The 20,370-nt window shown below is 70.0% G+C and carries 19 protein-coding genes; 9 read left to right on the forward strand and 10 right to left on the reverse strand.

Annotation, left to right across the window (positions count from 1 at the left end):
- Positions 1 to 27: 27 nt before the first annotated feature.
- Positions 28 to 663 carry a biotin transporter BioY gene (locus QSV35_RS11165; protein WP_286288825.1) on the forward strand — a complete coding sequence of 212 codons (636 nt, stop codon included), beginning with the start codon at positions 28 to 30 and terminating at the stop codon, positions 661 to 663.
- A gap of 55 nt (positions 664 to 718) precedes the next feature.
- On the opposite strand, the gene QSV35_RS11170 is transcribed toward QSV35_RS11165, so the two are convergent.
- From QSV35_RS11170 to sufB, 7 genes are all read right to left on the reverse strand, one after another.
- The gene (locus tag QSV35_RS11170) at positions 719 to 2,089 is read right to left on the reverse strand and encodes an MFS transporter (protein WP_286288826.1); all 1,371 of its coding nucleotides are present in this window, start codon (positions 2,087 to 2,089) and stop codon (positions 719 to 721) included.
- Positions 2,086 to 3,273 (reverse strand): MalY/PatB family protein, encoded by a 1,188-nt coding sequence (locus tag QSV35_RS11175; RefSeq protein WP_286288827.1) that lies wholly within the window; start codon positions 3,271 to 3,273, stop codon positions 2,086 to 2,088. The genes QSV35_RS11170 and QSV35_RS11175 overlap by 4 nt, the downstream gene beginning before the upstream one ends.
- A 100-nt stretch (positions 3,274 to 3,373) precedes the next feature.
- Positions 3,374 to 3,703 carry a metal-sulfur cluster assembly factor gene (locus tag QSV35_RS11180; protein WP_286288828.1) on the reverse strand — a complete coding sequence of 110 codons (330 nt, stop codon included), beginning with the start codon at positions 3,701 to 3,703 and terminating at the stop codon, positions 3,374 to 3,376.
- 9 nt (positions 3,704 to 3,712) lie between these two features.
- Positions 3,713 to 4,492 (reverse strand): Fe-S cluster assembly ATPase SufC, encoded by a 780-nt coding sequence (gene sufC / locus QSV35_RS11185; RefSeq protein ID WP_286288829.1) that lies wholly within the window; start codon positions 4,490 to 4,492, stop codon positions 3,713 to 3,715.
- A gap of 34 nt (positions 4,493 to 4,526) precedes the next feature.
- The gene (locus tag QSV35_RS11190; protein WP_286288830.1) at positions 4,527 to 4,856 is read right to left on the reverse strand and encodes a non-heme iron oxygenase ferredoxin subunit; all 330 of its coding nucleotides are present in this window, start codon (positions 4,854 to 4,856) and stop codon (positions 4,527 to 4,529) included.
- The gene (gene sufD / locus QSV35_RS11195; protein ID WP_286288831.1) at positions 4,853 to 6,013 is read right to left on the reverse strand and encodes a Fe-S cluster assembly protein SufD; all 1,161 of its coding nucleotides are present in this window, start codon (positions 6,011 to 6,013) and stop codon (positions 4,853 to 4,855) included. The genes QSV35_RS11190 and sufD overlap by 4 nt, the downstream gene beginning before the upstream one ends.
- 2 nt (positions 6,014 to 6,015) lie before the next feature.
- Complete coding sequence (gene sufB, locus QSV35_RS11200) at positions 6,016 to 7,434, reverse strand: Fe-S cluster assembly protein SufB (protein ID WP_286288832.1); 1,419 nt, start codon at positions 7,432 to 7,434, stop codon at positions 6,016 to 6,018.
- 246 nt (positions 7,435 to 7,680) lie between these two features.
- Here sufB and QSV35_RS11205 point away from each other — a divergent pair, with 246 nt between their 5' ends.
- Both QSV35_RS11205 and QSV35_RS11210 read left to right on the forward strand, forming a co-directional pair.
- Positions 7,681 to 8,655, forward strand: a complete 975-nt coding sequence (locus tag QSV35_RS11205; protein ID WP_286288833.1) for a COX15/CtaA family protein — start codon at positions 7,681 to 7,683, stop codon at positions 8,653 to 8,655.
- Between the two features lie 114 nt (positions 8,656 to 8,769).
- Positions 8,770 to 9,198: a dinucleotide-utilizing enzyme gene (locus tag QSV35_RS11210; protein ID WP_286288834.1), complete on the forward strand. Its 429-nt coding sequence runs from the start codon at positions 8,770 to 8,772 to the stop codon at positions 9,196 to 9,198.
- A 34-nt stretch (positions 9,199 to 9,232) separates the two neighbouring features.
- On the opposite strand, the gene QSV35_RS11215 is transcribed toward QSV35_RS11210, so the two are convergent.
- The 3 genes from QSV35_RS11215 to QSV35_RS11225 form a co-directional block, all read right to left on the reverse strand.
- Positions 9,233 to 10,456, reverse strand: a complete 1,224-nt coding sequence (locus QSV35_RS11215; protein WP_286288835.1) for an RNA polymerase sigma factor — start codon at positions 10,454 to 10,456, stop codon at positions 9,233 to 9,235.
- Positions 10,457 to 10,468: 12 nt separating this feature from the next.
- Positions 10,469 to 10,822 carry a YciI family protein gene (locus QSV35_RS11220; protein ID WP_286288836.1) on the reverse strand — a complete coding sequence of 118 codons (354 nt, stop codon included), beginning with the start codon at positions 10,820 to 10,822 and terminating at the stop codon, positions 10,469 to 10,471.
- 81 nt (positions 10,823 to 10,903) lie between these two features.
- Positions 10,904 to 11,827, reverse strand: coding sequence for a heme o synthase (locus QSV35_RS11225; protein WP_419956835.1), 924 nt, complete (start codon positions 11,825 to 11,827; stop codon positions 10,904 to 10,906).
- Positions 11,828 to 12,054: 227 nt separating this feature from the next.
- Here QSV35_RS11225 and tkt point away from each other — a divergent pair, with 227 nt between their 5' ends.
- Genes tkt through pgl form a run of 6 tightly spaced genes read left to right on the forward strand, consistent with a single transcriptional unit; the run spans position 12,055 to position 20,217 of the window.
- Positions 12,055 to 14,163, forward strand: a complete 2,109-nt coding sequence (tkt, locus tag QSV35_RS11230) for a transketolase (protein WP_286288838.1) — start codon at positions 12,055 to 12,057, stop codon at positions 14,161 to 14,163.
- 30 nt (positions 14,164 to 14,193) lie between these two features.
- Positions 14,194 to 15,306, forward strand: a complete 1,113-nt coding sequence (gene tal, locus QSV35_RS11235; protein WP_286288839.1) for a transaldolase — start codon at positions 14,194 to 14,196, stop codon at positions 15,304 to 15,306.
- A complete protein-coding gene (locus QSV35_RS11240; RefSeq protein WP_286288840.1) occupies positions 15,303 to 16,925 on the forward strand; it encodes a glucose-6-phosphate isomerase in 1,623 nt (540 codons plus the stop codon). Before tal ends, QSV35_RS11240 begins: the two co-directional genes overlap by 4 nt.
- Before the next feature lie 13 nt (positions 16,926 to 16,938).
- Positions 16,939 to 18,489, forward strand: a complete 1,551-nt coding sequence (gene zwf / locus QSV35_RS11245; protein WP_286288841.1) for a glucose-6-phosphate dehydrogenase — start codon at positions 16,939 to 16,941, stop codon at positions 18,487 to 18,489.
- On the forward strand, positions 18,486 to 19,430 hold the full coding sequence (locus tag QSV35_RS11250) for a glucose-6-phosphate dehydrogenase assembly protein OpcA (RefSeq protein WP_286288842.1): 945 nt from the start codon (positions 18,486 to 18,488) through the stop codon (positions 19,428 to 19,430). Before zwf ends, QSV35_RS11250 begins: the two co-directional genes overlap by 4 nt.
- 7 nt (positions 19,431 to 19,437) lie before the next feature.
- On the forward strand, positions 19,438 to 20,217 hold the full coding sequence (gene pgl, locus QSV35_RS11255; RefSeq protein WP_286288843.1) for a 6-phosphogluconolactonase: 780 nt from the start codon (positions 19,438 to 19,440) through the stop codon (positions 20,215 to 20,217).
- Positions 20,218 to 20,370: the final 153 nt, after the last annotated feature.

Genomic DNA, 20,370 nt, shown 5'->3' on the forward strand with positions numbered 1-20,370 from the left:
GTCGACCGAGCCCATAGGCTGAGCATCATGTCAACCTCCGCAGCAGTCTCCTCCCACCGTGTCCTCGGCGATGTGGTTGCACGTCCCTCGACTCGCGCCGGCGCCTTCGCCGTCGATGCGGGCCTCGTGGTCGCAGGCGCCGCCCTCGTCGCCGTCCTCGCCCAGGTGAGCGTGCCCCTGTGGCCCGTGCCGATCACCGGACAGACGCTCGGCGTCATCCTGGTCGGCGCCGCGCTGGGGTCGCGCCGCGGTGCGCTCGCCCTCATCACGTACATGCTCGTCGGGCTCGCCGGACTCCCGGTGTTCGCCGAGTTCACCGGAGGCCCCGCCTCGGTCCTGAAGCCGAGCTTCGGCTTCATCATCGGCTTCATCTTCTCGGCCTACGTCGCGGGCTGGTTCGCTGAGCGCGCGTGGGACCGTCGCCCCGCTCTCGCCTTCCTCGGCTTCGCCGCCGCCAGCATCGTGCCGTTCCTCATCGGCGTGCCGTACATGGCGCTGATCCTCTCGAACGTGTTCGGGATGCACGTCACGGTCGCCCAGGTCCTCGAGCTCGGCGTCACGCCCTTCCTCCTCGGGGGGCTCATCAAGGCCGCGATCGCCGCCGTCGCGATCCCGCTCGCCTGGCGCGGCGTCCGCGCGCTGGACGCCCGCAAGAACGACTGACGTCGATCGCAGGACAGGGGATGCCGCGGCCGAATGCCGCGGCATCCCCTTCTCGTCATCCGTCGGCCTGCGCCTCGTGCGCATGTCCCAGCCGCAGGCCGGGGATCAGCGCGAGGATCGCGAGCACCGCACCGATTCCGAACACCACGGGGAAGCCGGCATCCGTCGTCGCCAGCGAGGTGAACACCAGCCCCATGACGGCGATCGTCGTGGCGGAGCCGACGGAGTCGAGGATCGACAGCGCGGACGAGTTGAACCCCTGGTTCTGCGGCGTCGAGTAGGCCAGCGTCAGGACCGTCAGGCGGGGGTACATCAGCCCCATGCCGCCGCCGGCGAAGAGCCAGCCGACGATCATGACCGCGGGGTGCAGATGCCACATCGCCGTCGCTGTCGCGATGAGGGTCGCCAGCAGGAGCTGCGCGACCCCGAGGAGGGTGATGCGGGTGTTGCCGAGGCGGTCGCCGTATCGGCCCTGCACGGCCGAACCCGCCGCCCAGGCGACGGCGCTCGCCGTGAGCCCGAGACCCGCCCACGTCGGCGTGAACCCGTACCCGTCGATGAGGAGGTACGGCAGGTACACCTCGGAGCCGAACAGCGTCCCCGCGATGAGGGCCCGCATGAGGACGACGCTCGGAAGCCCGCGGCCGGCGCGGAGGGTGCGCGGCGGAATGAGCGGCCGGACGGCCGTGAGGATCACCACCACGGATGCCGCGACGACGACGAGCGACCACGGCCCGGCCTCGCCCGCGAGACTGAGACCCAGCACGCCCGCGGCCACCGCCGCCGCACACCACAGACGCGGTGCGACCCTGGCGGTCGACGGGTCCTCGGTCGCCAGATCGCGCCCGCGGAGGCGGGTGACGACGAGGATGAACGCTCCGGCCGTGAGCACCGCGACGCCGATGAAGACCCAGCGCCAGTGCAGGTATTGGGCGACGGCTCCCGCCACGAGCGGCCCGATGAGCGAGGGCACGACCCACGCGGCGGAGAACGCCGCGAACAGCGGGCCGTGCAGCGGAGACGGGTATACGCGCGCCACCACGACGTACAGGGCGACGACCTGGCCGCCCACGCCGAGTCCCTGCAACAGCCGCCCGACGACGAGCATCGGCATCGACACCGCGAGACCCGCCACGAGGAGTCCGACGACGAAGAGGCTCACCGCGGCCGTCAGCGGGCCGAGCGGACTCGCACGGTCGCACCACGCTCCCGCAGCCACCATCCCGATGACGCTCGTCGCGAGCGTCCCCGCGAACGCCGCGGCGTACAGCAGGGCACCGTCGAGCTCGCGGCTGACGATCGGCATGACGGTCGTGACGGCGAGCGACTCGATCGCCGCGAGGAACACGAGCGACAGCGCGCCGATCGTCACGGCGAGATAGCCCGGCCCCCAGACGCTCTCCCGGATTCCGGTCGCGCCCGTCACGGGGCGGTCGCGGCCGCCGGGTCGGGAGCGGCGACGAGTTTCCCGATGCGTTCGATCGCATGCCGCAGCACATCGGGCGAGCACCCGATGTTGATGCGCACGTGCCCGTTGCCCTCGACGCCGAACATCGGGCCGAAGTGCAGCGCGACCTTCGCATCGCGGAGGATCTTGACCGCCGGGTTGTCACCCCAGCCGAGCGCCGTGAGGTCGACCCACGCGAGGTAGCCGGCGTCCGGGATGCGATACCGCGCGCCCGGCACGTGCTCGGCGAGCAGGTCGGCGAGCAGGCGCCGATTCTCGTCCAAGGCTGCGAGCAGACTGTCGAGCCACACGTCGCTCTCCGGCGCGAAGGCCGCGACCCCGGCGATGGCTCCGAACAGGCCGGTCCGCCACTCGACCTCCTCGGGCAGCGAATCCACGAGCGCGGTCATACGGTCGGACGCGGTCACCATGAGGGCGCACTTCAGGCCGGCGAGGTTGAACGCCTTGCTCGCGCTCGTCACGGCGAACCCGACGCGCGCTGCAGCGTCCGAGGCGGCGAGGAACGGCGTGAACTCGACATCGGGCTGGGTGAGCGGCGAGTGGATCTCATCGCTGATGATGTGGGCGCCGTGCCGCTCGGCGATCTCGGCGAGGGCCGCGAGGCTCTCCTGCGTGTGGGCGGTACCGGTCGGGTTGTGCGGATTGCACAGCAGCATGGCGGTCGCACCGCCGGCGAAGGCCGCGTCGATGCCGGCGAGGTCGAGCTCCCAGCCCGCCTCGGTCTCGATGAGAGGGACGCGCTCGATCTCACACCCCGCCTCCGGTGCGCCGTCGTAGAACGGCGGATACACCGGGGGGGTCACGACCACCCGATCTCCGGGCTTCGTGACGAGACGCAGCAGTTCGACGACGCCCATCATGACGTCGCACGTGGTGCGCACGCGGTGCGGTTCGACCTCCCAGGCGAACCGGCGGCGCGCGAATCCGACGAAGGCGTCGCGGATGCCGGGATCCGGCGGCGTGTAGCCGGTGTCCCCCAGTTCGACGGCACGAGCGAGGCGCGCGGTGATCGCGGGCGCGAGGGGGAAGTCGGTCTCGGCGACGAAGAGCGGCAGCACGTCCGCGGGATACCGGCGCCACTTCGTGCTCGACCGCTCGCGGAGCTCGTCGATGGGCAGGGCTTCAAGCGGGGTCACTGTCACCGTTCGAGCCTACGGCTCCGAAGCGCCCCGTCCGGCCCGACCGTGCCATGAACAGCAATGCGGCCCCCGGAGCCGGGGGCCGCATTGCGACGAAATGTGGTCAGATCGCGAAACCGAGCGCGCGCATCATGTCGCGGCCGTCGTCGGTGATCCGCTCGGGGCCCCACGGCGGCATCCACACCCAGTTGATGCGGAACTGCTCGACGATCCCGTCCAGCGCCTGCGCCGTCTGCTCCTCGAGCACGTCGGTGAGCGGGCAGCCGGCCGAGGTCAGCGTCATGTGGATGACGAGAGCGTCGTTCTCGTCATCCCAGGCCAAGTCGTAGATGAGTCCGAGGTCGACGACATTGATCCCGAGCTCCGGGTCCATGACATCCTTGAGAGCCTCGGTGACCTCGTCGAACTTCTCCGGGCTGAGAGTCGCGGTCATGACTCGACTCTACGCCTCGGTTTCCAGCGCCGGCTCGGATGCGCCGACGAAGCGGTCGTAGCCCTCGTCCTCGAGGCGCTCGGCGAGCTCGGGCCCGCCCTCCTCGACGATGCGACCGGCGACCATGACGTGGACGAAGTCCGGGTGGATGTAGCGGAGGATGCGCGTGTAGTGCGTGATGAGGAGGACACCGAGGTCGGTCTCCGCCTTCGCACGGTTGACGCCCTCCGACACGATCTTCAGCGCGTCGACATCGAGGCCGGAATCGGTCTCGTCGAGCACCGCGAGCTTCGGCTTCAGCAGCTCGAGCTGCAGGATCTCGTGGCGCTTCTTCTCGCCGCCGGAGAAGCCCTCGTTGACGTTGCGCTGCGCGAACTTCGGGTCCATGCGCAGGTCCTTCATGGCCTGCTTGACGTCCTTGGTCCACGTGCGGATGGACGGCGCCTCGCCATCGACGGCGGTCTTCGCCGTACGCAGGAAGTTGGTGACGGTCACGCCGGGGATCTCCACGGGGTACTGCATCGCGAGGAAGAGGCCCGCGCGGGCGCGCTCGTCGACGGTCATGGCGAGGACGTCCTCGCCGTCGAGCGTGATCGAGCCGCTCGTGACGGTGTACTTGGGGTGGCCCGCGATCGTGTAGGCGAGCGTGGACTTGCCGGAGCCGTTCGGGCCCATGATCGCGTGGGTCTCGCCGGTGCGGATCGTGAGCGTGAGGCCGTTGAGGATGGGCGTGGTGCCGGCATCCGTCTCGACCGTCACGTGCAGGTCGCGGATCTCGAGGACAGACATGTTTTCCTTCACAGGGTGTTTCGCGGATCGCGGCTCAGGAAGCCGGCTTGATCACGGTGGGATCGATGAGCACGTCGTCGCCGTCGAGCTGGACGGCGTAGACCGGGACGGGCTCGTACGCAGGGAGGTTGAGGGGGCGCCCGGTGCGCAGCGAGAACGCGGAGCCGTGGGCCCAGCACTCGATGGTGTCGCCCTCGACGAAGCCCTCCGCCAGCGAGATGTCGCCGTGCGTGCAGGTGTCGCCGATCGCGTGCACGTCACCGGCCGAGTCGAGCACAAGGGCGATCGGGACGCCGTCGACGACGACGCGGCGCGCCGCGTCCTGCTCGAGCTCGCTCAGTGCGCACACACGGGTCGCGGTCATGCGGATGCCCCTTCGGAGACGGTTGCGGAGATGCCCTGCGCGAGCTCGCGCTCGATGAGCTCGGTGAGCTCGTCCTCCAGCGACGGCACGCCGATGCGCTGGACGATCTCGCTCAGGAATCCGAGGACGACGAGGCGACGCGCCTCGGGCTCCGGGATGCCCCGGGCCTGCAGGTAGAACAGCTGCTCGTCGTCGAAGCGGCCCGTCGCGCTCGCGTGGCCGGCTCCGCGGATGTCTCCGGTCTCGATCTCGAGATTCGGGATCGACTCGGCGCGGGCGCCGTCGGTCAGGACCAGGTTGCGGTTGGCCTCATAGGAGTCGGTGCCGGTGGCATCCGGACCGATGAGGACGTCGCCGATCCACACGCTGCGCGCTCCCGCACCCTGGAGGGCGCCCTTGTACAGCACATCCCCCGTGGTCTCGGCGCCCTTGTGGTACAGGTACACCTGGCTCTCCAGGTGCTGGCCGGAGTCGGAGTAGCTGAGGCCGTACAGCTCGGCGCGCGAGCCGGTGCCGGCGAGCTCGATGCTCGGATTCACCCGCACGACCGCGCCGCCGAAGCTCACGACCACGTGACGGAGCGTCGCGTCGCGGTCGACCCGGGCCTGGTGGGATGCGGCGTGCACGCTGCCGCCGTTCCACTCCTGGACGCTCACGAGCTCGAGGTGCGCGCCGTCGCCGACGATGATCTCGACGTTCTGCGCAAGGGTCGTGGAGCCGCGGTGACGCAGGACGACCGTCGCGTGCGCGTTCGGGCGCGCCTCGATGACGAGGTGCGCGTGGGCGACGCCGCCACGGCCGGTGACCTCGATGAAGACGGGCTCGTCCCGCTCGCCCTCCAGGACGACGTGGTCGGCCTCGGTGGCGCGGACCCAGGCGACGGCGGCGGGGAGGTCCTCGGGGCGGAAGACCGACCCGCGCGGGGCGTCGCCGACCCGCAGCGCGGATGCCGCGGCATCCGTCACCGTCACGTCGAGGTCGCCGGCTGCGGCGTCGACGTCGAACAGCGGCGCGAGCGCGTCGAGCGGCGTGTGGCGCCAGTTGACCTCACGGCCGGTGGGCCGCTCGAAATCGGACGGGTCGTACGAATGCGGACGCTCCGACCGGGTCTGGACCGGGATGAAGGCAGGCTCGGTCTCGGTGTACACGGTGGTCATACTCAGCCGACCGATCCTTCCATGCCCATCTCGATGAGCTTGTTGAGCTCGAGGGCGTACTCCATGGGCAGTTCGCGGGCGATCGGCTCGATGAAGCCGCGGACGATCATGGCCATCGCCTCGTCCTCCGGGAGACCGCGCGACTGCAGGTAGAACAGCTGCTCCTCGCTGACCTTCGACACGGTCGCCTCGTGGCCGAGCTGCACGTCGTCGACGCGGATGTCGATCGCCGGGTAGGTGTCGGAGCGCGAGATCGTGTCGACCAGCAGCGCGTCGCAGCGGACCGTGTTGGCCGCGTGGTGCGCGTTCGGGTCGACGCGGACCTCGCCGCGGTAGCCGGCGCGGCCGCCGCCGCGGGCGATCGACTTCGAGACGATCGACGACTGCGTGTACGGCGCCATGTGGATCATCTTCGCGCCGGCGTCCTGGTGCTGACCGGGACCGGCGAAGGCGACGGAGAGCGTCTCGCCCTTGGCGTGCTCGCCCATCAGGTAGATCGACGGGTACTTCATCGTGACCTTGGACCCGATGTTGCCGTCGATCCACTCCATCGTCGCGCCCTCGTGCGCGATCGCGCGCTTGGTGACGAGGTTGTAGACGTTGTTCGACCAGTTCTGGATCGTCGTGTAGCGCACGCGGGCGTTCTTCTTCACGATGATCTCGACGACCGCCGAGTGCAGCGAGTCGCTCTTGTAGATCGGCGCCGTGCAGCCCTCGATGTAGTGGACGTAGGAGTCCTCGTCGGCGATGATCAGCGTCCGCTCGAACTGGCCCATGTTCTCGGTGTTGATGCGGAAGTACGCCTGCAGCGGGATCTCGACGTGCACGCCCTTCGGCACGTACACGAAGGAGCCGCCCGACCACACGGCGGTGTTCAGCGCCGCGAACTTGTTGTCGCCGGCGGGGATGACGGTGCCGAAGTACTCCTCGAAGAACTCGGGGTGCTCGCGCAGCGCCGTGTCGGTGTCCATGAAGATGACGCCCTGCGCCTCGAGGTCTTCGCGGATCTGGTGGTAGACGACCTCGGACTCGTACTGCGCGGCGACGCCGGCGACGAGACGCTGGCGCTCTGCCTCCGGGATGCCCAGGCGCTCGTACGTGTTGCGGATGTCCTCGGGGAGGTCCTCCCACGACTGCGCCTGCTTCTCCGTGGACCGGACGAAGTACTTGATGTTGTCGAAGTCGATCTCGCTGAGGTCGGCTCCCCATGTCGGCATCGGCTTGCGGCCGAAGAGCTGGAGGCCCTTCAGGCGGTTCTTCAGCATCCACTCGGGCTCGTTCTTCAGCCCCGAGATGTCACGGACGACGGCCTCGTTGAGACCGCGCTTGGCGCTCGCGCCCGCGGCGTCGGCGTCGTGCCAGCCGAATTCGTACACCCCCAGCCCGTCGAGTTCGGGCCGATCGATCAGCACATCGGACATGACGTCACTCTCCTTCAAGCTCGCAACGGTGTCATCCGTCCCGGCATTCCATCGGCCTTCGCGGAGTCACGGAGGGGGAAAGCCGCCTGCGGGCCAGATCAGTAGCCGCACAATGTGCGCGCCTACACTGTCAGTGGTGCGTGCGCTCGCGCGCCGCATCCCTACCCCACCGATTCTATAGGTTCCGTCGCGCCCCGCGGGCGGCATGACGCCCCGCGACGCCGGACCTGCCCAGGAGGCGACACGATGTCCGCGAACCCGCGATCCGCCGAGCGACCGGGTGTTCTCCACCGCTTCGCTGCCTGGCTCCCGGATGCGGTCGACGCGCGGGTCCGCGTGTTCGGGTGGCTGTCGTTCCTCGCCGAGGTGATCATCGTCGGCACGGGCGGCGCCGTTCGCCTCACCGATTCGGGGCTCGGATGCGCATGGCCGCTGTGCACCCCGGACTCCCTGGCACCGACCCCTGCGATGGGCATCCACTCGTTCATCGAGTTCGGCAACCGGATGATGAGCGGCGTCGTCGGGATCCTCGCGCTCGTGGTCCTCATCCTCGTGTGGCGGATGCGACGCACCCGCCGCGACCTCTGGTGGCTCGCACTCACGGTCGTGCTCGGCGTCCTGCTCCAGGCGATCGTCGGCGGCATCACGGTGCGCACCGACCTGAACGCCGGGATCGTGGCCTTCCACTACGTGGCGTCCGTCGTCCTCGTCTGCGTCACCGCGGCCTTCCTCGTCCGCATGCACACCGTACCCGGCCCGCGCCGGCTCGCCGTGCCGCGCTGGTTCGCCATCCTGACGCACATCACGACGTTCGTCCTGGCGCTCGCCCTCGTCTTCGGCGTGCTCACCACCGCGAGCGGGCCGCACTCCGGCGACGCCGACGTCATCCGCCACGGCTTCGACGCGACGCTGATGGCCCACATCCACTCGTTCCCCGGATACGCCCTCTTCGGGCTGACCCTGATCCTCTTCCTCACCGCGTGGGTGAAGCGCCTGCGCGTCCAGCGCTGGCTGACCGTGCTCGTGTGCCTCGAGGTCGTGCAGATCGGCGTCGGGGTCCTGCAGGCGCGCACCGAACTGCCCCCGCTGCTCGTCGGCATCCACATGATCCTCGCCGCGCTCACGGCCGCGGCGATGACGGCCGTGGTGCTGAACCTCAAGGAGCCGATGCCCGCGGACTCCGAGGTGGCCTCACCCGTCTCCGCGGCGGCCGAGGCCTGAGCTGCAAAGAATCCTCATAGGAGATGCGTCGGCGCCGCAGACGCTTCTGAGGCAGACTTGATACGCGCGGCACATCGTCGCGGCATCCCCCGCCATCCCCTCCAGGAGATCAGCATGCTCACCCGTCCCAGCCTTGCCCGCAGCATCCCGTTCTGGGTCCTGTTCATCGGATCGCTCGCGAGCACGGCCTTCGGCGTCGTGTTCGTTTCGACCAACATCACGGCCATGACCACGGCGATCAAGTCGGGTGCGCAGACCGCCGTGATCGATGTGTACAGCAGCCAGTCCTGGATCGTCCTCGGCGCCGCTTTCGTCGGCGCAGGCCTCGTGGGCCTCGTGGCCGCGCTGTTCCTCGGCGTGCTCACGCGCTTCGCGCCCGCCGCCCAGGTCGAGGCCGTCGAGCCGGCTCCGGCCGCTGTGGCGCCGGTCGCCGCCTCGCCCTTCACCGAGGCCGCTCCGGCCGCGGAGACCGTCCCGGAGGCCCCGGCCGCCGAGCCCACCGCTGACGGCGACGCGCCCGCTGCGGAGAAGACCGAGGGCTGAGTCCTCGCCGACGCGTCAAGGCGCGGTTCCGGATTCAGATCCGGGACCGCGCCTTCGTCGTCTGCGCCTCCAGCCGCACGCGCTCGGGCTCGCTGCCGGCGAGCGCCGCGGCCTCCGCATACGCATCTGCCGCCTCTCCCCACCTCCCGAGATCGGCGAGGAACGCGGCTCGCGCGGCCGGAAGATAGGCGTAGCGCACGAGTGCCGGGTCGCCCGCGATCGCGTCGACCGCCGCCAGGCCGGCCTGGGCGCCGTCGCGCATCCCGATCGCGACCGCCCGGTTGAGTTCGACGACAGGGCTCGGCCACGCCGTGCCGAGCGCGCCGTACAGGTCGACGATCTGCGCCCAGTCCGTATCCGCCCAGGAGCGCGCCCGCGCGTGGGCTGCGGCGATCGCGGCCGAGATCGCATAGCGGTCCACAGGTCCGGCTGCCGCGGTCTCCAGCAGCGCGAGGCCCTCCTGGATGCGCGCCCGATCCCAGCGTGAACGGTCCTGATCGGGCAGGAGCTCGTCTCGCGTGTCGCGACGCGCGTCGATGAGCAGCATGAGCGCGAGGAGGCCCGCGACCTGACGATCCCGCGGGAGGAGATCGCGCAGCATGCGAGTCAGCCCGATCGCGGCATCCACCATCTCGTCATGCACCACGGCGTCGCCGGACGGCGGCGCGTGGCCGACGGTGAAGACGAGGTACAGGACGTCGCAGACGGCCTCCACTCGTGCGGGCAGCTCGCGCACATCCGGGACGCGGAACGGGATGCGTGCCGCCTGGATCTTGCGCTTCGCCCGCGTGATCCGCGCGGCCATGGTCGGCTCGCTCACGAGGAACGCCGCCGCGATGTCGCCGGTCGGCACTCCGCACACGAGCCGGAGCGTCAGCGCGACCTGCGCGTCGCGCGCGATGGCCGGGTGGCAGCAGGTGAAGATCAGCCGGAGGCGGTCGTCAGAGCGCCAGCCGTCGTCCTGCCCGGTCTCGTCGCGCACGAGGAGCGGCAGACGGCGCCGCAGCGCCGTCTGCCGCCGCAGGATGTCGCGGGCGCGATTTGCGGCGACGGCCGTCAGCCATGCACCCGGCCGCTCGGGGATGCCGCGTTCCGGCCACACCTCGACGGCCCTCGCGAACGCCTCCTGCGCGCATTCCTCCGCGAGGTCCAGGTCGCCGGCGAACCGCGCGGTCGAGGCGAGCACAGCCGCCCACTCGTCGCGGTGCGCGGCGGAGATCGCCGCTGAGACGCGCGCGGCGTGGCCGGATCGGGACATCGGGACCGCCGATCAGCCGTGGTCGACGAGCGGGTGCACCTGCACCCCGCTGTGGTTCTGACGGACCTCGCCGAGAAGGCCGGCGAGCTCGAGGGCGGCATCGAGATCGGGCACGTCGACGACGTAGAACCCGCCGAGCACCTCCTTGGTCTCCAAGAACGGCCCGTCGGTCACAAGCGGCCGGTCGCCGCCGGCCCGCAGCGTCGTCGCCATGCGCGACGGCTCCAGCTGCCCGGAGGCGCGGATGGCCTCTGCCCCGCGCGCCCAGAACGCTCGGTGGCCCGCGTCGATCTCGGCCATCTCCGCATCGGTGACGGCATCCCACCGCGCCTCATCGCCGTAGATCAGGATCAGATACTGAGCCATGTCTGCTCTCTTTCGTCGTCGAGAGGCATTGTGCCCCTCATCCAACCGACGAACGAGAGGGCTCCCGAATCGACAGCGGACTCAGAACGGCAGGAGCGGGTCGATCGCGATCGCGACGAACAGGAGCGTCAGGTAGGTGATGGACGCGTGGAACACGCGCATCGGCCGCGGCTCGGTGCCACGCACGGCGCGGTTGTACAGCCGGTGCGACTCGTAGATGAACCACCCGCCGAAGACGAGCGCCGAGGCCGTGTAGACGAGCCCCATGTGCGCGACGGGGATGAGCAGCAGCGAGCAGGCGACCGTCGCCCACGCGTACAGGATCACCTGCAGGCCCACCTGGGAGCCGGTGCGGGTGGCGCCCAGCATCGGCACGTCGACGCCCTCGTACTGATCGCTGTACTTCATCGACAGCGGCCAGTAGTGCGGCGGCGTCCACAGGAACACCAGGACGAAGAGGATGACCGGGGGCCACGCGAGGGAGCCAGTGACCGCGGTCCATCCGATCAGCACCGGGAAGCAGCCCGCGATGCCGCCCCACACGATGTTCTGCTCCGTGCGGCGCTTGAGGATCATCGTGTAGATCACGACGTAGAAGAAGATCGCGACGGCGGACAGCACGGCGGCCAGCCAGTTCGTGGTCAGCCACAGCCAGAACGTCGAGGCGACGGCGAGGGTCCACGCGAAGATGAGCGCACCGCGCGGAGACACCTCGCCCGTCACGAGCGGGCGGTTCTCGGTGCGCTGCATGTGCGCGTCGATGTCGCGGTCGAGGTACATGTTGAACGCTGCGGCGGAGCCGGCGCTCAGCGAGCCGCCGATGACGGTCGCCACGACGAGCCACAGGTTCGGCAGGCCGCCCTGCGCCAGGATCATGACGGGCACCGTCGTCACGAGCAGGAGCTCGAGCACGCGCGGCTTCGTGAGAGTGACGTACGCGCTGATCGTCCGGCCGAGGGATCGCTCACGCGAAACGGTTGCCGTCATCCCTGCCGTCGTCTGCATGGCCCCTCAGTCTGTATGTCCCCAGTGCTCCGCCCGTCCGCGCGCGTGCGCACCGATCGGGCCCCCCTTGAGTCTATCGTCACAGTCCGTCGCGCATCGCCGGGCCGGAATGCGCCTTCGCTATGCTGAGACCACGCGCGCGCCCATGCGTCGACGTCCACCCCCCTCCGCACCGATGCGGCGTGCGCCGAGGGGTCGACCGGGCGCCCTCCAGGAAAGGCGGTCCCGTGTCGGAACTGCAGTGGGAAGAGATCGATCGACGCGCCGTGGACACGGCTCGCGTACTGGCGGCGGATGCGGTCGAGAAGGTGGGCAACGGTCATCCCGGAACGGCGATGAGCCTCGCCCCCGCGGCCTACCTCCTCTATCAGCGCGTGCTGCGGCATGACCCGGCCGACACCCACTGGCTGGGCCGCGACCGCTTCATCCTCTCCGCGGGCCACTCGTCGCTCACCCAGTACGTGCAGCTCTACCTCGGCGGCTTCGGCCTCGAACTCTCCGATCTGGAGGCGCTGCGCACGTGGGGGTCCCTCACCCCGGGGCACCCGGAGTATGGACACACGAAGGGCGTGGAGATCACGACCGGCCCGCTCGGCCAGGGACTCGCCTCGTCGGTCGGCTTCGCCTACGCCGCTCGCTACGAGCGAGGGCTCTTCGACCCGGATGCGCCGGCCGGCACCAGCCCGTTCGACCACCACATCTACGTGATCTGCTCGGACGGCGACCTCGAGGAAGGCGTGACGAGCGAGGCGTCGTCGCTCGCCGGGCACCAGGCGCTCGGAAACCTGATCGCGATCTACGACTCGAACCAGATCTCGATCGAGGACGACACGAACGTCGCCTTCACCGAAGACGTCCAGAAGCGCTACGAGTCCTACGGCTGGCACGTCCAGACAGTCGACTGGAAGCGGACCGGCCAGTACGTCGAGGATGTCGCGGAGCTGTATGCCGCGATCGAGGCGGCGAAGGGCGAGACCGCCAAGCCGTCCCTCATCATCCTGAAGACGATCATCGGGTGGCCGTCCCCCGGCAAGCAGAACACCGGCAAGATCCACGGCTCGGCCCTCGGCGGAGATGAGCTCGCCGCCACGAAGAAGGTGCTGGGCTTCGACCCGGAGAAGAGCTTCGTGGTCGCCGACGACGTCATCGCCCACACCCGCGAGCTGGGCGCACGCGCAGCCGCCGTCCACGCCGAATGGCAGACGTCGTTCGACGCGTGGGCAGCCGCGAACCCCGACCGCAAGGCGCTGCTCGACCGTCTGGAGGCGCGCACGCTTCCGGACGGCATCGAGGAGGCGCTCCCGGTGTTCGAGCCCGGCAAGGACGTCTCGACCCGCGCCGCATCCGGCGCCGTCATCAACGCGCTGGCCGCCGAGCTGCCGGAGCTGTGGGGCGGCTCGGCCGACCTCGCCGAGTCGAACCTCACCACGATCAAGGACGCGAAGTCGTTCATCCCGGAGGAGTGGTCGACCCACGAGTGGTCCGGCGACCCGTACGGGCGCGTGCTGCACTTCGGCATCCGCGAGCACGCGATGGGCGCGATCGTCAACGGCATCACGCTGCACGGCCCGACGCGGCCGTTCGGCGGGACGTTCCTGATCTTCAGCGACTACATGCGCCCGCCGGTGCGGCTGGCCGCCCTCATGAACATCCCCAGCACGTTCGTGTGGACGCACGACTCCGTCGCTCTCGGCGAGGACGGCCCGACCCACCAGCCCATCGAGCAGCTGGCGACGCTGCGCGCGATCCCGAACTTCACGGTCGTGCGCCCCGCGGACGCCAACGAGACCGCCCACGCGTGGCTCGAGGTGCTCCGCCGCCACGGCGGACCCGTCGGCATCGCGCTGACGCGCCAGAACATCCCGGTGTTCGCGCGCGGCGACGGCGAGGCGGCCGGCGACACGTTCGCATCGGCGGCGAACACCGCGAAGGGCGCGTATGTGCTCGCGGAGTCTCCGACCGGCACGGTCGACGTCATCCTCATCGCCACGGGCTCCGAGGTGCAGCTCGCCGTCGCGGCGCGCGACACGCTCGGAGCGGAGGGGATCGGCGCACGCGTCGTCTCCGCGCCGTCGCTGGAGTGGTTCGCCGAGCAGGATGCCGCGTACCGCGAGTACGTGCTTCCGGCATCCGTCTCCGCCCGCGTGTCCGTGGAGGCGGGCATCGCCCTCACCTGGCGCGGAATCGTCGGCGACCGCGGCCGCTCGGTCTCGATCGAGCACTTCGGTGCGTCGGCCGACTACAAGACCCTGTTCCAGAAGTTCGGCGTCACCGCGGACGCGGTCGTCGCGGCCGCACGCGAGTCGCTCGCGGCCGTCACCGCATCCGAGCGCTGAACATCGAACACCAGACCACCGAGGAGCATCATGAGCACCCCCACTGAACAGCTCTCCGCCGCCGGCGTGAGCATCTGGCTCGACGACCTCTCGCGCGGACGCATCACGTCCGGCAACCTGTCCGAGCTCATCCGCACCCGCAATGTCAGCGGCGTCACGACGAACCCGACGATCTTCCAGAACGCCATCAGCGGCGGCGGCCACGAGTACGCCGCGCAGCTCGCCGAGTTCGCCTCGGCCGACGCACCCGTCGAGGCGGCGATCGTCACGGCGATGACCGACGACGTCCGCGACGCCGCCGACATCCTCCGTCCCGTCTACGACGCGACGGGCGGCGTCGACGGCCGTGTCTCGATCGAGGTCTCCCCCGACCTCGCGCACGACACCGAGGGGACGATCGCGCAGGCGGAGCAGCTGTGGACGATCGTCGACCGCCCGAACGTCCACATCAAGATCCCCGCGACGAAGGCGGGTCTGCCCGCGATCACCGCGACGCTCGCCAAGGGCATCTCGGTCAACGTCACCCTGATCTTCAGCCTGGAGCGCTATGCCGAGGTCATCGACGCGTTCTTCGCCGGAATCGAACAGGCGAAGGCCGCGGGTCACGACGTCTCACAGATCCACTCGGTCGCGTCGTTCTTCGTGTCCCGCGTGGACACCGAGGTCGACAAGCGGCTCGCGGTCATCGCGACGGATGCCGCGGCCGCGCTGAAGTCGAAGGCCGGCGTGGCCAACGCGCGTCTCGCCTACGAGCTGTTCGAAGAGGCGTTCGCAAGCGACCGGGCGAAGGATCTCGCCGTCGCCGGCGCAACGGTCCAGCGCCCGCTCTGGGCCTCGACGGGTGTCAAGGACCCGTCCCTTCCCGACACGCTCTACGTCACGGAGCTCGTGGCGCCCGCCACCGTGAACACCATGCCGGAGAAGACCCTCGAGGCCACGTTCGACCACGCGGTCATCACGGGCGACACCGTCACATCCAACTACGCCGATGCCCACGCCGTGATCGACGATCTCGCCGCGGTCGGCGTCGACTTCGCCGACGTGACGCAGCTGCTCGAGGACGAAGGCGTCGCGAAGTTCATCGCCTCGTGGCAGGACGTCAAGGAGACGGTCGCCAAGGCACTGGAGGAGGCAGCGCGATGACGTTCGACATCCATCTCTCCGGTCCCGTCAAACGCGTCGTCGACGAGACGCTTCCCGGGCTCGTCTCGAGCCTGATCGCCTCCGGCATCACCGCGGGCGACGCGACCCTCTGGGGCCCCGAGGCCGAGGCCGAGGCATCCATCCGGCTCGGCTGGGTGGACGCCGTCAGCGTGTCGCGCCCGCTCGTCGCGGAGATCGAGGCGCTGCACCGCGAACTGCTCGCGAAGGGCGTCTCGCGCGTCGTCCTCGCCGGCATGGGCGGCTCCTCGCTCGCGCCCGAGGTCATCGCGCAGACGGCCGGGGTGCCGCTCGTCATCCTCGACTCCACCGCGCCCGGCCAGGTGCTGGCCGCGATCGACGGCGACCCCGAGAGCGGCGGCCTCGACCGCACCGTCCTCGTCGTGTCGAGCAAGTCCGGCTCCACGGTCGAGACCGACTCCGCCAAACGCGCCTTCGAGGCCGCGTTCCGGGACCTCGGCATCGACCCGGCCGAGCGCATCGTCGTCGTCACCGACCCGGGCTCGCCGCTCGACCAGTCGGCACGGGCCGACGGCTACCGCGTCTTCAACGCGGACCCGAACGTCGGCGGCCGATACTCGGCGCTCACCGCGTTCGGCCTCGTTCCGACGGGGCTCGCCGGTGTCGACATCGCCGAACTGCTGGATGAGGCGGACGCGACGCTCCTCGAGGTCGCGATCGACAGCCCGTCCAACCCCGCCCTCGTGCTCGCCTCGGCGATCGCCGGCGGCACCCCGCGCAAGGACAAGCTGGGGCTCGTCACCGACGGCACCCACATCGTGGGGCTCCCTGACTGGATCGAGCAGCTCGTCGCCGAGTCGACGGGCAAGCAGGGCACGGGCATCCTCCCGGTCGTGCTGCTCCCCGTCTCGCCGGAGGTCGCGAACAAGCCCGCCGACCTCCAGGTCGTGCGCTTCGTCGACGACGCGAACAAGTTCCACCTCTTCGAGCACCACACCGGCGAGGTGCTGGTCAGCGGCTCGCTCGCGGCGCAGTTCATCGTGTGGGAGTACGCGACGGTGATCGCCGGGCAGATGCTCGGCATCAACCCGTTCGACCAGCCCGACGTCGAGTCCGCAAAGGCCGCGACGCGCGGTCTCCTCGACGCCCGACCTGAGCCCAGCGCCCCGGCGTTCACGGCCGCGGGCGTGGAAGTGCGCGTCTCCGACCCGGCGCTCGCCGCATCCGGCACCGTCGCGGGCGTTCTCGACGCCCTGTGGTCGCAGATCCCGGAGGGCGGGTATGTGGCGATCCAGGCATACGTCGATCGCCTGCAACTCGCCCAGCTCGAGGGCCTGCGGGAGATGGTCGCGGCCGACTCGGGCCGTCCGACCACGTTCGGCTGGGGTCCGCGCTTCCTGCACTCGACGGGTCAGTACCACAAGGGCGGTCCCGCCGACGGCGTGTTCCTGCAGATCACGGAGCGCAGCGACGTCGACCTCGAGATCCCGGGTCGTCCGTTCACGTTCGGGCAGCTGATCGACGCCCAGGCCGCCGGCGATGCCAGCGTCCTGGCCGACGGCCACGGGCGGCCCGTCGTCACCATCACCCTGACCGATCCGCAGCCCGAGGTGCTGGCGCTGTTCGAGGCAGCGCAGTAGGAGAATCCGGTACATGACCGTCGACATCTCGCGGGAGAACAATCCCCTGCGCGACCCCGACGACCGACGCCTGAACCGCATCGCGGGTCCGAGCGCGCTCGTCATCTTCGGGGTCACGGGCGACCTCTCGCGCAAGAAGCTGATGCCCGCTGTGTACGACCTCGCGAACCGGGGGCTTCTGCCCCCGGGTTTCGCGCTGGTCGGCTTCGCGCGGCGCGACTGGGCGGACGAGGACTTCGCCCAGGTCGTCTACGACGCCGTCCGTGAGAACTCGCGCACGGAGTTCCGCGAGGAGACGTGGCAGGAGCTCATGCAGGGCATCCGCTTCGTCCCGGGCGAGTTCCAGGACCCCGACTCCTTCCGGCGACTGCGCGAGACGATCGAGAAGCTCGACGTCGAGCGCGGCACGATGGGCAACCATGCGTACTACCTGTCGATCCCGCCGAAGGACTTCCCGATCGTCGCCGAGCAGCTGAAGGAGTCCGGCCTCGTCGACGACACGGCCGACAAGCCGGACCGCTGGCGGCGCGTCGTCATCGAGAAGCCGTTCGGTCACGACCTCCAGTCCGCGCGTGAGCTGAACGCGGCGCTGCGCACCGCCTTCCCGGCCGATTCGATCTTCCGCATCGATCACTACCTCGGCAAGGAGACGGTGCAGAACATCCTGGCGCTGCGCTTCGCGAACGAGCTGTACGAGCCCATCTGGAACCGGAACTACGTCGACCACGTGCAGATCACGATGGCCGAGGACATCGGCGTCGGCGGCCGCGCGGGCTACTACGACGGCATCGGCGCGGCACGCGACGTCATCCAGAACCACCTCCTTCAGCTCCTCGCGCTCACCGCCATGGAGGAGCCCATCTCGTTCAACGCGCAGGACCTGCGCGCCGAGAAGGAGAAGGTCCTGGCCGCGGTGTCCCTCCCCGACGATCTGTCCCTCGCCACCGCGCGCGGACAGTACGCGGGCGGATGGCAGGGGGGCGAGAAGGTCGTCGGCTTCCTCGAGGAGGAGGGGATGGACCCGCAGTCCACCACCGAGACCTACGCGGCCGTCAAGCTCGAGATCAACACCCGGCGGTGGGCCGATGTGCCGTTCTACCTCCGCACGGGCAAGCGCCTCGGCCGTCGTGTGACGGAGATCGCAGTCGTCTTCAAGCGTGCGCCGGAACACCTCTTCTCGCGCAACCAGACCTCCGGGCTCGGCCAGAATGCGCTCGTCATCCGCGTGCAGCCCGACGAGGGCGTGACGATCCGCTTCGGGTCGAAGGTGCCGGGAGCGGGCACGCAGGTGCGCGACGTCACGATGGACTTCGGCTACGGGCACGCGTTCACCGAGGCGAGCCCCGAAGCGTACGAGCGGCTCATCCTCGACGTCCTCCTGGGCGACCCGCCGCTGTTCCCGCGCCACGAGGAGGTCGAGCTCTCCTGGAAGATCCTCGACCCGATCGAGGAGTTCTGGACGCAGCAGGGCGGGCCGCTCGAGCAGTACTCCCCCGGATCGTGGGGGCCGTCGTCCGCCGACGAGCTCCTCGCCCGTGACGGCCGAACGTGGAGGCGCCCGTGATCATCGATCTTCCCGACACCACTGTCAGCAAGATCTCGAAGGCACTCGTCAACGTCCGCGAGGAGGGCGGCGCCGTGGCTCTCGGCCGCGTGCTGACCCTCATCATCGTCGCGACGCACGAGACCGCGGAAGAGGTGATCGAGGCCGCGAACGACGCGTCTCGCGAGCATCCGATGCGCGTCATCGTCGTGATGTTCGGGGATGCCGCGGCCGATGCCCGCCTCGACGCGGAGATCCGCGTCGGCGGCGACGCGGGGGCGAGCGAGGTCGTCGTGCTCCACCCGTACGGGCTCGCCGGCTCCAACGCGGAGAGCCTCGTCACGGGACTCCTGCTCCCGGACGCACCGGTCGTGGCCTGGTGGCCCCGCGAGACCCCGGCGACCCCCTCGCGATCCGAGATCGGACGCATCGCGCAGCGCCGCATCACGGATGCCGCGACCCAGCCGGATCCCGCCGCCTGGGTGGCCGCGCTCGGCACGCACTACGCGCCCGGCGACACGGACTTCGCGTGGACCCGGCTCACGCGGTGGCGCGAGCAGCTCGCCGCGGTGCTCGACCAGCCTCCGTACGAGCCGGTGACGGCCGTGGAGGTCCGCGGCGGTGCCGACTCCCCGTCGACGGTTCTCCTCGCCGCCTGGCTGCGGCTGAAGCTCGACGTCCCCGTGGATTGGAAATACCTCGACGCCGACGAATGGGCCAGCGGCATCAAGTCGGTGCGTCTCATCCGTCCGAGCGGCGACACGCTCCTGGAGCGCCCGTCACCGGGCGTCGCGATCCTCACCCAGCCCGGGCAGCCGTCGCACGATCTGGCCTTCCCGCGCCGGACCCTCCGTGAGTGCCTCGCCGAAGAGCTGCGACGCCTCGACCCCGACCTCTTGTATGGTCGGGTCATCACGGAGGGGTGGGCTCTTCTGGAGCCGACCACGCACGAGGCGTCATAGGAGACGAATGGCTGAGGCAACCACGGAGAAGCGCGTCGTCGTGCGCGCCGACCCGGCCACCCTGGCGGATTCCGTCGCGCGCAGGTTCGTACAGCGCCTGACCAAGCGTCCGGATGGGACGGGGCCCGTACACGTCTCTCTGACCGGAGGCTCGATGGGCGGCGCGGTCCTCGCGGCTGTCCGTGAGGACGCGCGGGCGGCCGACGTCGACTGGTCGACCGTCCACTTCTGGTGGAGCGACGAACGGTTCGTCGCAGCCGGCAGCACCGACCGGAACGACGTCCAGGCGCGGGCGGCTCTCCTCGATCACCTCGACATCCCGCCGGGCAACATCCACGCGATGGGGGCCTCCGACGGCACTCTGGACCTGGATGCGGCGGCCGAGGCGTACGCGGCCGAGCTCGCCCGCTTCGGCACCGCGGATACGCCGTGGCCGTCGTTCGACGTCTGCTTCCTGGGCGTGGGACCTGACGGGCACATCGCCTCGCTGTTCCCTGACCGCCCCGAGATCCTCGTGACCGACCGCGTCACCCTTCCCGTGCGCAACTCGCCGAAGCCGCCGCCCGATCGCATCACGCTCACGCGTCCCGTCATCAACTCGTCCCGCCGCGTGTGGCTCGTGATGACGGGCGCCGACAAGGCGTCGGCTCTCGGCCTCGCCCTCGCGGGAGCCAGTTACCCGAGCGTGCCGGCGGCCGGCGCGAAGGGCACGAAGCGCACCGTCTTCTTCGTCGACGAGGCCGCCGCGGGCAAGGTGCCGCCGGAGCTCATCGACCCCGACTATTGACGCGGCGCGGGTCAATGCGAGCGCCAGCGAGCGTTGATGCGAGCCGGGTCGAGGTTGAGCGACACTTCGACTCGCTGGCGCTCGCTCAGTGCGGGTCTCCGCGAGACGAAACCCGCGGACAGACGAAGAGAGCGGATGCTGCGCAGCATCCGC

It is taken from the genome of Microbacterium candidum (assembly GCF_030315975.1).
GTDB classification, from domain to species: domain Bacteria; phylum Actinomycetota; class Actinomycetes; order Actinomycetales; family Microbacteriaceae; genus Microbacterium; species Microbacterium candidum.

Bases quoted from the DNA above. Each gene is read 5' to 3' on its own strand.
- QSV35_RS11225 (WP_419956835.1), bottom strand. From the start codon at position 11,827: ATGCAGACGACGGCAGGGATGACGGCAACCGTTTCGCGTGAGCGATCC.
- QSV35_RS11215 (WP_286288835.1), bottom strand. From the start codon at position 10,456: ATGTCCCGATCCGGCCACGCCGCGCGCGTCTCAGCGGCGATCTCCGCC.
- QSV35_RS11180 (WP_286288828.1), bottom strand. From the start codon at position 3,703: ATGACCGCGACTCTCAGCCCGGAGAAGTTCGACGAGGTCACCGAGGCT.
- sufD (WP_286288831.1), bottom strand. From the start codon at position 6,013: ATGACCACCGTGTACACCGAGACCGAGCCTGCCTTCATCCCGGTCCAG.
- zwf (WP_286288841.1), top strand. From the start codon at position 16,939: ATGACCGTCGACATCTCGCGGGAGAACAATCCCCTGCGCGACCCCGAC.
- tal (WP_286288839.1), top strand. From the start codon at position 14,194: ATGAGCACCCCCACTGAACAGCTCTCCGCCGCCGGCGTGAGCATCTGG.
- pgl (WP_286288843.1), top strand. From the start codon at position 19,438: ATGGCTGAGGCAACCACGGAGAAGCGCGTCGTCGTGCGCGCCGACCCG.
- QSV35_RS11165 (WP_286288825.1), top strand. From the start codon at position 28: ATGTCAACCTCCGCAGCAGTCTCCTCCCACCGTGTCCTCGGCGATGTG.
- QSV35_RS11220 (WP_286288836.1), bottom strand. From the start codon at position 10,822: ATGGCTCAGTATCTGATCCTGATCTACGGCGATGAGGCGCGGTGGGAT.
- sufC (WP_286288829.1), bottom strand. From the start codon at position 4,492: ATGTCTGTCCTCGAGATCCGCGACCTGCACGTGACGGTCGAGACGGAT.
- QSV35_RS11190 (WP_286288830.1), bottom strand. From the start codon at position 4,856: ATGACCGCGACCCGTGTGTGCGCACTGAGCGAGCTCGAGCAGGACGCG.
- sufB (WP_286288832.1), bottom strand. From the start codon at position 7,434: ATGTCCGATGTGCTGATCGATCGGCCCGAACTCGACGGGCTGGGGGTG.
- QSV35_RS11210 (WP_286288834.1), top strand. From the start codon at position 8,770: ATGCTCACCCGTCCCAGCCTTGCCCGCAGCATCCCGTTCTGGGTCCTG.
- QSV35_RS11205 (WP_286288833.1), top strand. From the start codon at position 7,681: ATGTCCGCGAACCCGCGATCCGCCGAGCGACCGGGTGTTCTCCACCGC.
- QSV35_RS11240 (WP_286288840.1), top strand. From the start codon at position 15,303: ATGACGTTCGACATCCATCTCTCCGGTCCCGTCAAACGCGTCGTCGAC.